The sequence below is a fragment of the Mycobacterium sp. NPDC049093 genome, assembly GCF_040704635.1.
Taxonomy (GTDB): domain Bacteria; phylum Actinomycetota; class Actinomycetes; order Mycobacteriales; family Mycobacteriaceae; genus Mycobacterium.
The window spans coordinates 25,894-39,951 of the sequence record NZ_JBEZJS010000003.1; the positions used below are offsets into that span (position 1 = coordinate 25,894).

General features: G+C 61.3%; 13 protein-coding genes. 11 read left to right on the forward strand and 2 right to left on the reverse strand.

The genetic code is table 11. From position 1 onward, the window contains the following. Positions 1-244 precede the first annotated feature (244 nt). Together AB0876_RS10685 and AB0876_RS10690 are read right to left on the reverse strand one after the other, a co-directional pair. A complete protein-coding gene (locus AB0876_RS10685; protein WP_162625439.1) occupies positions 245-955 on the reverse strand; it encodes a TetR/AcrR family transcriptional regulator in 711 nt (236 codons plus the stop codon). Between the two features lie 112 nt (positions 956-1,067). Beyond that, on the reverse strand, positions 1,068-1,997 hold the full coding sequence (locus tag AB0876_RS10690) for an oxygenase MpaB family protein (protein WP_071288176.1): 930 nt from the start codon (positions 1,995-1,997) through the stop codon (positions 1,068-1,070). Positions 1,998-2,362: 365 nt separating this feature from the next. Here AB0876_RS10690 and AB0876_RS10695 point away from each other — a divergent pair, with 365 nt between their 5' ends. The 11 genes from AB0876_RS10695 (at position 2,363) to AB0876_RS10745 (ending at position 13,405) form a co-directional block, all read left to right on the forward strand. Continuing rightward, positions 2,363-2,896 (forward strand): SRPBCC family protein, encoded by a 534-nt coding sequence (locus AB0876_RS10695; protein WP_100225986.1) that lies wholly within the window; start codon positions 2,363-2,365, stop codon positions 2,894-2,896. A 184-nt stretch (positions 2,897-3,080) separates the two neighbouring features. Next, entirely contained in the window at positions 3,081-3,866 is a 786-nt protein-coding gene (locus AB0876_RS10700; protein WP_050545737.1) for an MlaE family ABC transporter permease, read from the forward strand. Positions 3,867-3,868: 2 nt separating this feature from the next. Beyond that, on the forward strand, positions 3,869-4,726 hold the full coding sequence (locus AB0876_RS10705) for an MlaE family ABC transporter permease (RefSeq protein WP_016895472.1): 858 nt from the start codon (positions 3,869-3,871) through the stop codon (positions 4,724-4,726). Positions 4,727-4,728: 2 nt separating this feature from the next. Next, the gene (locus tag AB0876_RS10710) at positions 4,729-6,225 is read left to right on the forward strand and encodes an MlaD family protein (RefSeq protein ID WP_016895471.1); all 1,497 of its coding nucleotides are present in this window, start codon (positions 4,729-4,731) and stop codon (positions 6,223-6,225) included. Beyond that, positions 6,222-7,262: an MlaD family protein gene (locus AB0876_RS10715; RefSeq protein ID WP_101930912.1), complete on the forward strand. Its 1,041-nt coding sequence runs from the start codon at positions 6,222-6,224 to the stop codon at positions 7,260-7,262. The genes AB0876_RS10710 and AB0876_RS10715 overlap by 4 nt, the downstream gene beginning before the upstream one ends. Before the next feature lie 4 nt (positions 7,263-7,266). Beyond that, positions 7,267-8,364, forward strand: a complete 1,098-nt coding sequence (locus tag AB0876_RS10720; RefSeq protein WP_101930911.1) for an MCE family protein — start codon at positions 7,267-7,269, stop codon at positions 8,362-8,364. Beyond that, positions 8,361-9,467 carry an MCE family protein gene (locus tag AB0876_RS10725; protein ID WP_016895468.1) on the forward strand — a complete coding sequence of 369 codons (1,107 nt, stop codon included), beginning with the start codon at positions 8,361-8,363 and terminating at the stop codon, positions 9,465-9,467. The genes AB0876_RS10720 and AB0876_RS10725 overlap by 4 nt, the downstream gene beginning before the upstream one ends. Further along, positions 9,464-10,606 (forward strand): MlaD family protein, encoded by a 1,143-nt coding sequence (locus tag AB0876_RS10730; RefSeq protein WP_016895467.1) that lies wholly within the window; start codon positions 9,464-9,466, stop codon positions 10,604-10,606. Before AB0876_RS10725 ends, AB0876_RS10730 begins: the two co-directional genes overlap by 4 nt. Beyond that, on the forward strand, positions 10,603-11,871 hold the full coding sequence (locus AB0876_RS10735; protein ID WP_101930910.1) for an MlaD family protein: 1,269 nt from the start codon (positions 10,603-10,605) through the stop codon (positions 11,869-11,871). The genes AB0876_RS10730 and AB0876_RS10735 overlap by 4 nt, the downstream gene beginning before the upstream one ends. Before the next feature lie 9 nt (positions 11,872-11,880). Further along, on the forward strand, positions 11,881-12,609 hold the full coding sequence (locus AB0876_RS10740; RefSeq protein ID WP_512726080.1) for an Rv1363c family protein: 729 nt from the start codon (positions 11,881-11,883) through the stop codon (positions 12,607-12,609). A 4-nt stretch (positions 12,610-12,613) separates the two neighbouring features. Then, positions 12,614-13,405 carry a DUF3298 domain-containing protein gene (locus tag AB0876_RS10745; RefSeq protein WP_016895464.1) on the forward strand — a complete coding sequence of 264 codons (792 nt, stop codon included), beginning with the start codon at positions 12,614-12,616 and terminating at the stop codon, positions 13,403-13,405. The last annotated feature ends 653 nt before the right edge of the window (positions 13,406-14,058 follow it).

The window sequence follows — 14,058 nt, forward strand, 5'->3', positions numbered from 1 at the left end:
GTTGGCAGCGCGTAAAACCGCTGCGATGCCACGGCTGTTGCGCTACGGCTCGCCGATCTCGACGCGGCGGCCAAAGGGGACGCGGTGCCCGCCGCCGAACTTCCGGCACGATGTGACTTTCGGCCGACTCGTATCGATCGCGCCAGTTTTGCTGCAAAGTACGCGTTGTACGTGGGTGATGTGCGGCCAGGGGCATATCGCTGTGACCAGCTCTCCATTGTCGGTGCCGTTGGCGGTACAGCGACTACATCGAATCGTGGACGGTACCCGTCGCTAGCGGCACAAGATATCGCTGCGCGAATGCCGCGACTTTGACGTCATCATAAAACGGGATCAAGCCGTCGGGTATCAACAGTTGGGTCATCGCCAACCGAATCATGATTTCGGCCGCGACCGCCGGCTCACTCCCATGGGCCAGACCATGGCGGGGCAGTGACTCCAAGTATCCTGCGACGAACGTGCGCGCGGCCGCCAGCGCCGTTCCGCCACTTTTCGCCGCGTACCCATAGAGCTCTTCGGGCTCGGTCGTGAGCAATCGGTTTAACAGCGGGTTTGTTCGGAGCTCGCGTGCGCTTGCCACCGTGAGCTGAACGATGGCATCGGCGGCATTGTCGGTGTTGGCGAGATTAGATGCCACTCGCGCCAGTACCGCGATCAGCTCACGTCCCGCGACGGCCTCGACGAGACTGTCCCGGCCAGGGAATCGTCGGTAGACGGTGGCCCGCCCCATCCCGGCGCGACGCGCGATGTCACTGACGCTGCTGCGCCGGATGCCGACCATCTCGAATTCCTGTTGCGCGGCAGCAAGAATGCGGGCCGTCACCTCTTCGGAATTGTCGGCGGCCGATTTCCCCCTAGGCAGGGTGGTCTTGTCCCCGCCGGACACTGCGCCCACCGCCTGACCCACCTTGTCCTCGACACCCCGAAGGCTCGCGTGCTTGCCGCGCGCCGACACTGACAGTTCAGCGCATGCCATAGATTACTGCACCGACAATCGGCGCACCGGTAGGCGGCCGACGACCGTGCACAGTTCCCGATATCGCGTTATGCACCGTCAAACCGTTGCCTCAAATGACAGTCCGCAGTCGTTGAGCCGGACCGTCGCCCGCCGCCGGCCTGTCGTAATTTCCGGTACGAGCAGCTTCACGGGCCCGGCTCACCAGTTTGCGCACCGGAGCGCTCACGGCCATCGGAATGATGTCCTGAACGACGGGCGTTGCGGACAGCGCCGAGAACAGAGGGCGATGAGTAACTTTGACCGCCGCCTTCATCAGCTCTGGATAGGGCTCCTTACCGTAGAGCCGCATGAGGTAGTCGGGGGCCAAAGCGACACCGGTGGACAAGGCTGCCCGCACCGGCAGCGCCAACAACGCCTGCTTCAGTCCGGCCCTGGGCCGCGGGAAGAAGGTGTCACTGACGAACAGAGCTGACTCGGTGAGAGCGAGATTGGCACGTTCGGCCGCCAGATACGTGTCGACCTCAGCTTGACTCTTCGGCATCAACTCGTCCGGAATGCGATTGAGTCTGCCGACAATCGTACTTTCCTCACGCCAGTAACGATTTCGTTCTTCAAGGGTTAGTTTCCTCGGCCCGTACGCGTCATACGCGTCGAGCGCCCCCTGTCCGTACGGAATCAGCAACCACAGCAAATTGCGCGGTTCCGACGCGCAGTGTTCACGATCGCCCGTCGGGCCCCAGGTGCCAACGACGTGATCGTGCATCGCGTTGACCACATCCGCGGCGTGTTGGGCGGTCGCCCGGTCACCGAAGTAGATCGCAAACATGTACTCGGTGGTCAGGACAATGCGCTTCCACGGATCGGTGGCACCCGTGGAATTCGAGACGCCAATGTTCGCGAGCCAAGGATTGAGGAAGAAGTACGCGCCCGTGGCCACAACGCCGGGAAAGATCGTCGGGCCGCTGATGCGCCAGGAGATCGAGTCCGGGCCGAAGAAACCTGCGTCCTCGCACCGGAACGGTTCTTTGATCATTGCCATGACCCAACATTGGCGCATGCCCGACCGAAAGTCAATGAGACGAATTAATCGCATCGTCTCGGCGATGACTAGCCGCTGGAGCGCCTTTCAACTACTTTCGCCGTCGACCTTGCAGAACAGAGCCACCCCAGCCCGACGTGCACAACAGAGACGAATAGATGCATTCGTGTCTCATTGACATCGAGGGTGGTGTGTGCCACATTTACCGAAGCGCCGGGCCCTGGCAAACACCGGTGAGGACGCGTCTTCGGGACGCACGATGACGGAGGAACCCGCGGCGCGGCCCAGGTCGCCGTCGCCCCCGCTCAGCGTCGACTCAGATGCAGCACAAATAGGAACCCAGACTCATGGGACGGGAGTATCGAATGGTCGAGATACACACGACGGGCGTCATCGAGCGATCCGCAGCAGACGTGTTCGCCTACGTGGCCGACTACCGGCGCATGAACGAATGGGTGTTCGGCATCACCAGCGTACGACCCGTTGGCGATGCCGATTACGGCCCGGGAGCGGTATTCGAAGGCGGCGTCGACCTGGGACCGAAGACGCTCAGTTCGACCGCAGAAATCCAAGGATGGCAACAAGACCACCTGATTGCTCTGCGGTCCTTGGCTGGCTTCGATTTCACAGCGACTCTGCGCCTTCAACCCGAAGCTCACGATCGAACCGTCCTGGATTTCGAGTTGAGCTACGGAAACTCCGGCGGCGTTGCAGCGCGGGCATTCAGCAAAACCATCGAACCGCTCCTGGCCCTCGCGGCACGACTCACCACAGACAAACTGTGCGAGACATGCACCAGAGCAACACAACCACCTCTCCAATGCCGCCCCACAGCAAGTACGACCGAAACGCGGCCGGCCGACGCGACGCGGGGGCCTGGATCGGAGACGAGCAACTGATGGATGGGCTATTTATGCGGTCCAACAGCTTTCACCAATCACGAGGGGCCGCCGACGTGACTCTCGGTGAACCCCACCAGCCTGCACTCGCGCGGGAGATCTGTTGACAGCCAATCACGCACGATCGCGACCGCCCGAAACCCGTTCGGCTGTAAGGGAAATTGGGGATTGGGGCCGCCGGTACATGCGGTCTCATCCGCTGCAGTCGCTGCACACGGTCGGCGGCCAAGTGGTGCTAGGCGTCCGTACCGTCCAGTACTTCGCCGTCGAGATCGTCACCCGGCGATTCATCGTGGGAGAATTCATCAAGCAGGCAGCGTTCATGGCTGGGACCGCCTTTACCCCAACACTTTTAATGACCATTCCCATTGGTGTCACGCTATCCATTCAGTTCAGCCTGCTTGCCGGCCAGATCGGGGCGACCTCGCTGTCTGGAGCAGCGACCGGGCTCGCGGTGATCCGTCAGGGCGCTCCACTCGTGGCCGCGATCCTGCTCGCAGCAGCGGTCGGCTCCGCCGTCAGCGCGGACCTCGGCTCCCGCACGATGCGCGAAGAGATCGAAGCCATGGAGGTCATGGGCGTATCCGTGATCCGCCGCCTCGTCGTCCCCCGCTTCGCCGCCGTCATCGTCGTCGGCGTTGCGTTGACCGGCCTAACCTGTTTCGTCGGGTTCATCGCGGGCTACCTGTTCAACGTTTACTTGCAGAACGGAACGCCCGGATCATTCGTCACAACCTTCGCCTCTTTCGCCACCGTCGGCGATCTGACACTGGCACTGGTCAAGGCGGTCGTCTTCGCCGCGATTGTCGCAATTGTTAGCTGCCACAAAGGATTAGACACCCATGGTGGTCCAGCTGGTGTCGCGAACTCGGTAAACGCGGCCGTCGTCGAATCAACCCTGCTGCTCATGCTCGTCAACGTTGCCATCACCCAGCTGTACGTCCTGATCTTCCCGAGAGTGACCCTGTAGCCGTGGCAGTCGTCACCCATCGTCCCCCAGGCGTACGCCTCGCGCTGGATACAACTGTCGCCGCCAGCCGAGCAGTGGCCAAAACCGGTCACATGATGTATCTGTTCGGCCGAATCCTGACGTCGATTCCCATTACGCTGCGCCACTATCCGCGCGAATTTCTGCGCATCCTGTCAGATATCGCCTGGGGTAACGGCTCGATCGTAGTGGGAGGCGGCACCGTCGGTGTCGCGCTGGTTTTGGGCTTTACCGCCGGGGCAATGATCGGCGTCGAAGGCTATAACGCCTTGAACCTTCTGGGTCTCGGTCCCGCCACAGGCCTCTTATCGTCTTTCGGCTCCACGCGCGAATTTGCGCCGGTCATGATAGGCCTCGCATTCATTACCCAAGCCGGCTGCCGATTCACCGCACAATTGGGCGCGATGCGCATCGCAGAAGAGATCGACGCCATGGAAGCGATGGCGATCCGGCCGATCCCCTATCTGGTTACCACACGTGTCGTGGCATCAGTGGTCGCCGCCATTCCTCTCTTTCTGGTCTGTCTAGGCGTCGCATTCCTGTCGTGCCAGCTGGTGGTCAGCATTTCCTCGGGCCAGTCCTTCGGTACCTACCTGCACTATTTTTCCTTGTTCATCAGTGGCCGAGATGTCATGTACGCCACCGTCAAAGCTGTCATCTTCGTCTTCGTCTCGTCGACCATCCAATGCTATTACGGATACTTCGCTTCCGGCGGTCCTGAAGGCGTCGGGATAGCCGCCGGCAGGGCGATGCGCGCGAGTATCACGGCGACCATCATCTTGAACATGCTGCTGACCATGGCATTGTGGGGAGTCGACACCGGCGCAAGGTTCGGTGGATAGCGTTGCCGAACTCATTCGACTACGAGGCCGGCAGTCCATCGAATCGCCGGCTTTTCGCGTTGGGCGTGTGCTTCTTGGTGCTCGCGGCCTCGTGCGTCACACTGATGATCGCGAAATCCAAAGGCACACTTGACCAGATCGTCAAAGTCAACGCCGAGTTGCTCAACGTCGGTGACGGTCTGCCAGCCAAATCTGACGTCAAGTTCCGCGGCGTCCTCGTAGGGTCGGTGGCTGACGTCGAACCGGCACGTGCCGGACAACTCAACATCGTCCATATCGATCTCAAACCGGAATACGTCAGCGGCATCCCGGACACCGTGACCGCGCGGGTTGTGCCCTCCAACGTTTTCGCCGTCTCATCGATACAGCTGGTCGACAACGGAAAGGGCGCTACACCATTGCGCGCCAACACAATCATCCGCGAAGACCAAAGCCTGCCGACCGTCCTGTTCCAGTCGACACTCAGCAAATTCCGTGAGGTCTTCACGGCCATCGGCCGCGAACCCAACGCTGACCGCATCGGCGTACTGGCCGCCGTAGGCGAGGCCACGCAGGGAAGGGGAGAAAAACTCCGTGACGCAGGACACGACCTCAATGAGATTGTCTCCCAACTGAACACCGTTGTGGCCGGAGACACCGGGCCATCCACGATTGCTGCACTCACCGACGCCGCTGACAAACTGCGCTCGGTCTCGCCTGAGCTTTTCGACGCCCTCGGCAGCGCAGTCAAACCGATGCAGACCGTCGCCGCGAAACGCTCGGCATTGAGCGATTTCTTGTCCGCCGGACTGGGCACCGTCGGAAAACTCGGCGACGCTTTCGACCACCAGACCGACAGGCTACTCAACATCACCATCCAGCTCACACCGGTGATAGGCGTGCTCGCCGATAACGGCGGCCAGTTCCATGGAATCTCCACTCGACTGCAACGGCTCAGCAATCAGTTCTATGACGAAGCGTGGAATCCCGAGACAAAACTGGTCACCATCAAAGCCGCCGTGTCCTTTACCCCGAGCCGGACATATGTACGCGCCGACTGCCCCCGCTACGGCGACCTGGCCGGCCCAAGCTGCCAGACGGCCCCAGAAATTCCCGTGGCGCCCTCGTTGATGCCAGCGCTGGGGTCGATGGGCTTCCCGCCCCCACCGGGTGTCTCCGAGAACCGGCCCAATCTCGCACCACCTCGCAACTCCGTGGTGGCCCCTGATCCCGCCCGAAGCCCACCACTGCCAACGGATACCGCCCCGGCACCGTCAACTGATCGGATGCCTGCACTGCCCGCCGAGGCGCCGCCGCCACAAGCCGGTCAGCCACCCAGTGAGTATCCACAGTCGGCGACCATCGGCGGCAACGTGGGACCGGTGGGCAGTGCACAGGAACGAGACCAACTGAGCCGGATCGTAGGCGGCCACGCCACGGCGGCGACGCAGCTGCTGCTCGGACCCGTTGCGCGCGGATCGACGGTCCACATCACGCCAGATACAGGGAGTGACCAATGAGTTACCGCAAGCCACTCATCGGCCTGACCCTCTTCCTGGTCCTGGCCATCGTCGCGACATGGTTGGTGTTCGTGACGCTGCGCCGCGATATCGCCGGCCCAACGAATACGTATTCGGCGCTGTTCACCGATGTTTCGGGGCTGCATCCTGGCGACGACGTTCGCGTTGCCGGGGTTCGCGTCGGCCGTGTGGACAGCGTCGACCTACAGGGCACCCTAGCCAAGGTCACCTTCCGGGTGCAGCAGACCCAGACCCTCTATCACAACACGGTCGCCTCGGTGACTTACCAAAACATCATCGGGCAGCGATATCTGGGGCTGGCCGAAGGGACAGCGGGCGAACCGACCGTGCTCAACAACCGCGGTCAAATACCCGTCGAACACACCGTGCCGTCATTTGACATCGCGTACCTCCTCAACGGATTTGAGCCGCTGTTCACGCTCCTGGACCCGCAACAAGTGGACAACCTGACCGAAGGCGTCGTCCAGGCTCTTCAAGGGAATTCGGGTTCGGTCCTAGCACTGATCACCCAAACCTCGGCGTTGGCACAATCGCTCGCCGGACCCGATCAAGTCCTGGGCGACGTGATCACCGCCTTCAACGCCGTGATGACCAATCTAGCGGCGCAGAACGCGAACCTACAGCGCGTCATCAGGCAAACCCGAGACGTGATGGTCACCCTCGGGAACCGACGGGAGAAATTGGTGGAGTCCGCCGGTTCCATCGCCGCCGCGGTGACACGACTCTCCGCGATCACCAACAACGTCAACCCCGACCTGCAACAACTCATCCATCGCGAGCCGGGATTCACCTCCTACATCACCGGGGACGGACGAGACCGCTTCGCCTATTTGGGGGCCAACCTGCCCTACATACTCAAAGGCGCCGCTCGAATCAGCCAAGAAGGAGCACACGCAAACATCTACTTCTGCGATGTGAACGTCACCATCTTCGCGTTCCTGGGCCGCCTGGTCCCCGGCATTGTCCGTCTGGCCTCACCAGGCAACGTCGTCCAACACTCTCCGATTTGCAGGTAGCACAATGTTCAGTCGCATTCGACGCCCCATCGAGGGCTACAACAAGATTTGGCTCGGGACGATCACGCTGGGCGTTGTCGCGATAATCGTCGCGACCAGCGTACTGATCGGCCATCTATCGCTCGGCCAGACACGGTATCGCGCCGAATTCGCCCAAGCCGCCCAGATTCGGCCAGGCGATCAAGTCACCGTCGCGGGCATTCAAGTTGGCACAGTCAAGGGACTCACACTCGCCGACGACCACGTGACGGTCGCATTCAATGTTCGCAACAACGTCCACCTAGGTAGCGGCACCCGTGCCGCGATCAAACTCACCACCATCCTCGGAAGCCGGTACATCGAATTGTCGCCGACAGAATCAGGCGACCTCGACCACCGAACCATCGGCTTGGCAAACACTTCTGTCCCCTACGACCTCCAAAAGACACTTGCCGACGCGACAACAACCTTCGAACAAGTCGATGCCGACCGCATTGCCGAATCGATGACCACGTTGTCCCAGAGCCTCAACGGGGTCCCCGACGCCCTCCCGCACGCGCTGGACAACCTACAGTCGCTATCCACGGTCATCTCCGGCCGGCGCGATCAAATCGGCTCCCTGCTGACCAGCGCTGACAGCGTCACCTCGATGATCCGCGATCAGAGAGCCAACCTCGGCTCCCTGGTCATCCAAGGCCGGAACCTGCTGGGCGACATCGTCTCCCGACGAGCCAAACTCGAGCAACTGTTCGCCAGCGCCACCGCGCTGGTCAACACCCTCAAATCAATACTCAACGACCAACCCGGCATCAACCAAATGCTGGCATCGATACGCGACTTCAGCCATATGATCGCCGAACACGACGCGCTCCTGCGAAACACATTGCAGGCCATGCCGATAGCCGTCCGCAACGTCGCCAACATCCTCGGCAGTGGAAATTCAGGCGACGCCGCGCTCCCCGCAGGCCTGTTCGTCGACTCCTGGATGTGCGCGCTCAGCGGCCGAGCCAAGCAGTTCAACCTGACCCAGTACTTCAAGGACTGTCAACCGACCCCGGACCCATTCCCCGGCTGGCCCCAACCAGATCCAGCCAGGGCCAACCCGGAAGGACCCGGACGATGAACCGCACGCTGGTCCGAGCAGCACTGCTCGCCCTGATCGTCGCCGCGATCGCCGTCGCCGTTGTCGCGCTGATTCCCCGTGCCAACGACAAATCACTCACGGTAACAGCCCAATTCGAGGACAGTGTCGGGCTCTACGTGGGAAATACAGTCTCCGTGCTGGGAATGCCGGTTGGCACAGTCACCAGCATCACGCCTAAAGACAGCTACGTCGACGTCGCCCTCGCGATAGACGAAGGAATCGATATTCCCTCCGATGTTCACGCGGTGACCGTATCGGCATCAATCCTGACCGATCGCCACATCGAGCTCACGCCCCCCTACCGCAACGGACCGAAGCTCAAGAGCGGCGACACCCTGAGCCTGCCCCGCACACGCACGCCAGTCGAGTTCGACCGCACGTTGGCCATGGTCGATAAGCTCTCGCACGCGATGAAGGGCGACGGCCATGGCCAGGGGCCGCTCGCGGACCTGATCGGAATCAGCTCCCAGGTCACTTCAGGCAACGGGTCCCACATCAAATCAGCCCTAGACCAACTGTCCCAGGCGCTGCGCCTGAGCGCCGACAACGGATCCCAGAGCAAAAAAGACATTCAGGCGATCGCGAACAACCTCGCAGAGCTGACCCAAGCCGCCGCAGGAAACGACGCCACCATCCGCGAATTCGGTTCCAACATAAGGCAACTCAGCGATATCCTGGCCGACGAAAACCTCGGCTCGGGCACTACCGGCGCCAAGATCAATCAGATACTGGAGCAAGCAGCCTCCCTGCTGGAGAACAACCGCGCCGCGTTGAAGGGCACTGTTGCCGATGCCCGCACCATCACCACCGCGCTCGTCGACTACCGGCGAGAATTGGCCGAATTCTTCGACGTAGCGCCGCTGGCAATCGACAACCTATACAACGCTATCGACGCCAACGCCGGCAGCTTTCGCGTGCACGGTTTGATCGATAAGACCCTCGCCGATGGTCAGATGGCAAAAGAGATGTGCAACCTCATCGGAGACAAGCAGTTGGGTTGCGCAACAGGCACCATTCAAGACTTCGGACCGGACTTCGGCCTGACCGGCATGCTCGAACTCATGGCGGGCGTGCGCCGATGACGCACCGTCGCGACGAAACCCGACGTCGATCTGTCGGCGTCCTAGCCGTCGGGCTGACCACCGCCCTCACCGGATGCGCATCCGGACTCGAGAGTGTGCCGCTACCGGCGCCCGGCGGCATCACCGACAGCTATTCACTGACCGCCGTATTCTCCAACGCACTCAATCTGCCAGCGAAAGCCAAAGTCAAACTGAACGGCGCAGACATCGGCGAGGTCGAATCGATCAATGCGCGCAACTTCACCGCCTACGTATCCATGCGAATCAAATCAGATGTTCAGCTGAGCGCCGACACCACCGCTGAACTTCGTTCAGCGACCCCCCTGGGCGACGTCTTTGTCGCGATGCGCCCAGACACCAACCACACAGCTGGCGCCCCACTGCTGCGCAACGGCGACACCATCGGGCTCAAATCCACCGCCGCCAGCGCCACCGTCGAAGAAGTGCTCAGCTCCGCGGCAATGATCGTCAACGGCGGGCCCATCCGCCACCTCACATCCATCCTCAACGGCGCAGGCTCAGCAATGGGCGGGCGCGGCACGAAAGTCGCCGAGCTGCTCCAGCAGTCCGATACGTTGATCTCTCGGCTCAACGCCCGATCCGAACAAATCAGAACAGCTCTGCAAGCCACATCCCAGCTCGCCACCACGCTGACCGACCGACAACACACCCTCAACGACGCCATCGCCGCCGCCGCACCAGCGACCGCCGTGATCGCCGACAACACCGCCCAGCTTGCCGACCTCGTAGACGGCCTCGCGCGGATCACCACCCAACTCTCGCGATTCCCATCCCTGCAGGGAACCGACACCCGCAGCTTGATCGCCGACCTCAACCATCTCTCAGCCGCCTTCAACGATGTCAGCACCGACCCCAACGTCTCACTGACCGCATTGAACCGGCTCCTGCCCATCGTCATGAAAATCTCGAACTCGACCTCGATGCACGGCGCCGGAGAAGCGGTAAAGCTCGCCCTCGGCTCCCTGCCCGACAAGAACTATCCCGGCGATCCGGGATTCCACGGACCCGACGGGACCGACTGGCATGCCATGATCGGCAGCCTTCGATATGAGTGGAACCTACTGTTAGGCAAAGCCTTCGGTCCACAAAGGGACAGCACTCCCGGAGAGCATCCATGATGGCAGCGCCAAGTCCGGTCGAATGGTCGGCCCGACTGATCGTTGACACTGTGCGCGCGGTGGCGCGCCACCGTATCGTCGTGTCGTGCGTCAGCCTGGCGCTGACATTGATTGTCGCACTTGGCTACATCCTGCTGGGCGGGTTGCATATCAACCCGGCGCGCTCCACGATCGCCATTCGAGTGCTCCTGCCCGAATCGGGCGGCCTGCTACCCAACCAAGATGTCACGCTACGCGGTACACCGATCGGTCGCGTCGCGTCCGTCACGTTCACCGACAAGGGTGTCGTCGCCGTGGCCTCCATCGACAGCGCGATACGAGTTCCCCGGAATAGCCTGGCACGCGTCTCGGCGCTGTCTCCCGCCGGCGAGCAATATCTCGATTTTCGCCCCGTGGACGGGCAAGGACCAGCCCTCACCAATGGCAGCACGGTTGCTGAAAGCCGCACCAGCATTCCCGTGTCCTTGGCGCGACTCCTGGGTGACTCCGACGGCGCGCTCGCCCAGATCGACCCCAAGAAGCTCGCCGCCATCACCGATGAACTTCGGGTCGGCCGCCAAGGGCCTCAGAAGTTGGCCACGCTGCTCGACGGTGGGTCGTTCCTCATCTCGACGCTGGATTCGGTACTTCCACAAACCGTCAGCGTGCTGAACAACAGCCGAATCACCTTGACCACGCTCGCTGACGTCAGCCCGGGCCTGCGCCACACTGCCGGCAACTTGCGGCAAGTCCTCGGCGGCGTGAATGCCATGGACGGCGGATTCCGGACCCTCCTCGATCGCGGACGCGCACCCATGACTGGCTTGGACAAGCTTATCGACGACAACTCCGACACCATGGTCCAACTGCTCGGCAATCTGACCACCATCGCACAGTTGTCCTACGTGCGAGTACCTGCCCTCAAAGCACTGTTCCCCACCACACGGGGATCAGTCATCGACTCACTGGGAACTGTTATCCGCGACGGAGGCGTATGGGCAATCGTCGACGCATACCCGCGCTACAGCTGCGACTACAAGCTTCCGCGGCGGCCAGCGTCACTGCCCGATTTCCCTGAGCCCTACCGCTACACGTACTGCACGAACCCTGACCCAGCCGTTCTGGTTCGTGGCGCCCGCAACGCGCCGCGTCCCCCCGGCGACGACACCGCGGACCCACCGCCCGGCTACGACCCATTGGCTCAAACCGACCCCACCCCAATCGGGCCCCATTCAATACCCGCACCGTTCGGCGGCCCGGCGCTGCCATCGACACCACCAAACTAGGAGCCTCACATGGAGATCAAACTGTTTGAAAAAGCGAATGGCATCGACGTCTTCGACAAGCTCGAACAGCAAGACAGCCACCCTGCTACCGCGACTGCAGACGCCGAGCCGGACACTTCCGAACCTGATCCGTCCGTGCCGACCGATCTCGACCCCGACAACGACAACGACAACGACAACGACAACGACAACGACAACGACAACGACGATATTGATGACGACGATGCCGATAAGGTCTCGGCACCCACGCCTCGTCGCCGACTGCTGCGTCGTGTGATCATCGTGGTTGCCGGTGTCACATTCGTGGCAGCGCTGGGGTTTTCGGGTTTTGTCGGCTGGCAGCTCAAACAACAGGACGACACCGCCGCCGCCGGCCGCGCAGCCCTGGCGGTCGCGCAAACCTACGCCGTCGCCCTGACCAGCGTTGATAACCGGAACATCGATCAGAACTTTGCCCAAGTGCTCAACGGGGCGACAGGTGAATTCAAAGACATGTACAGCCAGTCGGCCAGTCAGCTCAGACAAGTGTTGATCGACAACAAAGCAGTGAGCAAAGGCACCGTTGTCGACGCTTCCATCAAGTCTGCCAGCAAGACCGAGGTGGTAGTCCTGCTGTTCATCGACCAGTCAATCAGCAACATCGTCAATCCTCAGCCTCGAATCGACCGCAGCAGAGTGCGAATGACAATGAAACTGGTCGACAACCATTGGCTAGCAAGCAAAATCGACATCATCTAGCGCAATGCTTGCGACCATTCCATCGCGAGGTCTGAATCGGACCCGCATCTACCAATCGGACAATGCGATGAGTACGCGGACACTCGAAAGACTCGCGCTAGCCATCGCGAGTGCGGCAACCGTCCTATTAGCGGCCGCGAACCCCGCTTGGGCCAGCCCGAACCCCGACGACAACCCTTACACAGTCGTCCCCAACAACATTGCCGGCAGAAGCTGGAATGGACTGGGAGACTGGGAAGTTCGCTATCAACGCGTCGAAGGGGGCGACCCAGATGTGATCGCTGCCATCAACGATGGCATCGATGCGGCGGCAAGTGAGCACGAGAAATCGATCGAATGGCGACCGAGCACCACGCACCACTGGACATTCACCGCAACGGGCACGCTGTACATCCGCCCAAACACAGTATCTGAGCTATTTACCGGCGAATACAACACGGACCTACCAAACATGCCCTTCCACACCATCTCTAGCCGGGTGTATGACAGTCGAAACGGAACACCCATCACCTGGGATAACCTCTTCCAAGACAAGGGCGTCGGCCTGACTAGGCTGTCCGAACAGACGGCAGCCATTCTGCCGACGGCCTATCCGCCGCCCCAGCCAGACGCTTGGAAATCAGCCAGCGGCATGGCACCCGTCGCTGACAACTTCAAATACTGGATTCCAACCGACGCCGGTATTGAACTACATTTCCCCGACTACCAGTTCGGACGGGGATTGAAGGTCATTACCGTGCCGTGGGCCCGGGTGCACGACCTGATCGCGCCGCAGTTCTTCGCGATCGTCGCTTAGCGCGCAGTATCTAGCCTCAGGCGCTGCTCACAGCGACACGCCAAGGGGTAGACGCGCCATGAGACTTCCTGTCGGCGGTACGAAATCTATGACTTCACAATACCGTTCACCGTCCCTATATCTTGCGTACCGAGCATCTCGACAGCGTCCCAGCCGCCCCCAACTGGGTCAGCATCCCCACCAGCGACCACATCGAATGAACAGCAGAAACTACCGATCCAGTCACAGCAGCGACGGGACACAGCTTGCCGCCGGGCGCGAATACTGAATCTGCGGTCTATGGGAAATTTGTTGCCGCACTTAACTGTTAGCGGCAACCGCCGATGCTTGCTTCGTTCTTCTCACCGCTGGGCTACAGCAAACCGCATAACTTCGGCGATCGCCTTTGCAACGACGAACCCCCGCACCGTTCTGGCCCCGAATGCCGATCCTCAGAATTTTGTCATTTGTGACATTGAGTGATATCTGGAATAAGAACGCGCCACCCGTTTGAACGCGGACATCGATGCGGCGAACGCCGATGGCGTCAACTGAAGATATTCGGCACCGGGAGAACGGAATTCGCGGAACTGCACCACGCTCGTCAACTCATTCAGCCACCGTCAGCGGCGCCGACACATACCCTTGGTCGACGCCCCTAGCAGGGGCTGACG

Coding starts and splice junctions, on each gene's coding strand:
- AB0876_RS10690 (WP_071288176.1), bottom strand. CDS start 1,997: ATGGCAATGATCAAAGAACCGTTCCGGTGCGAGGACGCAGGTTTCTTC.
- AB0876_RS10695 (WP_100225986.1), top strand. CDS start 2,363: ATGGTCGAGATACACACGACGGGCGTCATCGAGCGATCCGCAGCAGAC.
- AB0876_RS10700 (WP_050545737.1), top strand. CDS start 3,081: ATGCGGTCTCATCCGCTGCAGTCGCTGCACACGGTCGGCGGCCAAGTG.
- AB0876_RS10715 (WP_101930912.1), top strand. CDS start 6,222: ATGAGTTACCGCAAGCCACTCATCGGCCTGACCCTCTTCCTGGTCCTG.
- AB0876_RS10720 (WP_101930911.1), top strand. CDS start 7,267: ATGTTCAGTCGCATTCGACGCCCCATCGAGGGCTACAACAAGATTTGG.
- AB0876_RS10725 (WP_016895468.1), top strand. CDS start 8,361: ATGAACCGCACGCTGGTCCGAGCAGCACTGCTCGCCCTGATCGTCGCC.
- AB0876_RS10730 (WP_016895467.1), top strand. CDS start 9,464: ATGACGCACCGTCGCGACGAAACCCGACGTCGATCTGTCGGCGTCCTA.
- AB0876_RS10735 (WP_101930910.1), top strand. CDS start 10,603: ATGATGGCAGCGCCAAGTCCGGTCGAATGGTCGGCCCGACTGATCGTT.
- AB0876_RS10740 (WP_512726080.1), top strand. CDS start 11,881: ATGGAGATCAAACTGTTTGAAAAAGCGAATGGCATCGACGTCTTCGAC.
- AB0876_RS10745 (WP_016895464.1), top strand. CDS start 12,614: ATGCTTGCGACCATTCCATCGCGAGGTCTGAATCGGACCCGCATCTAC.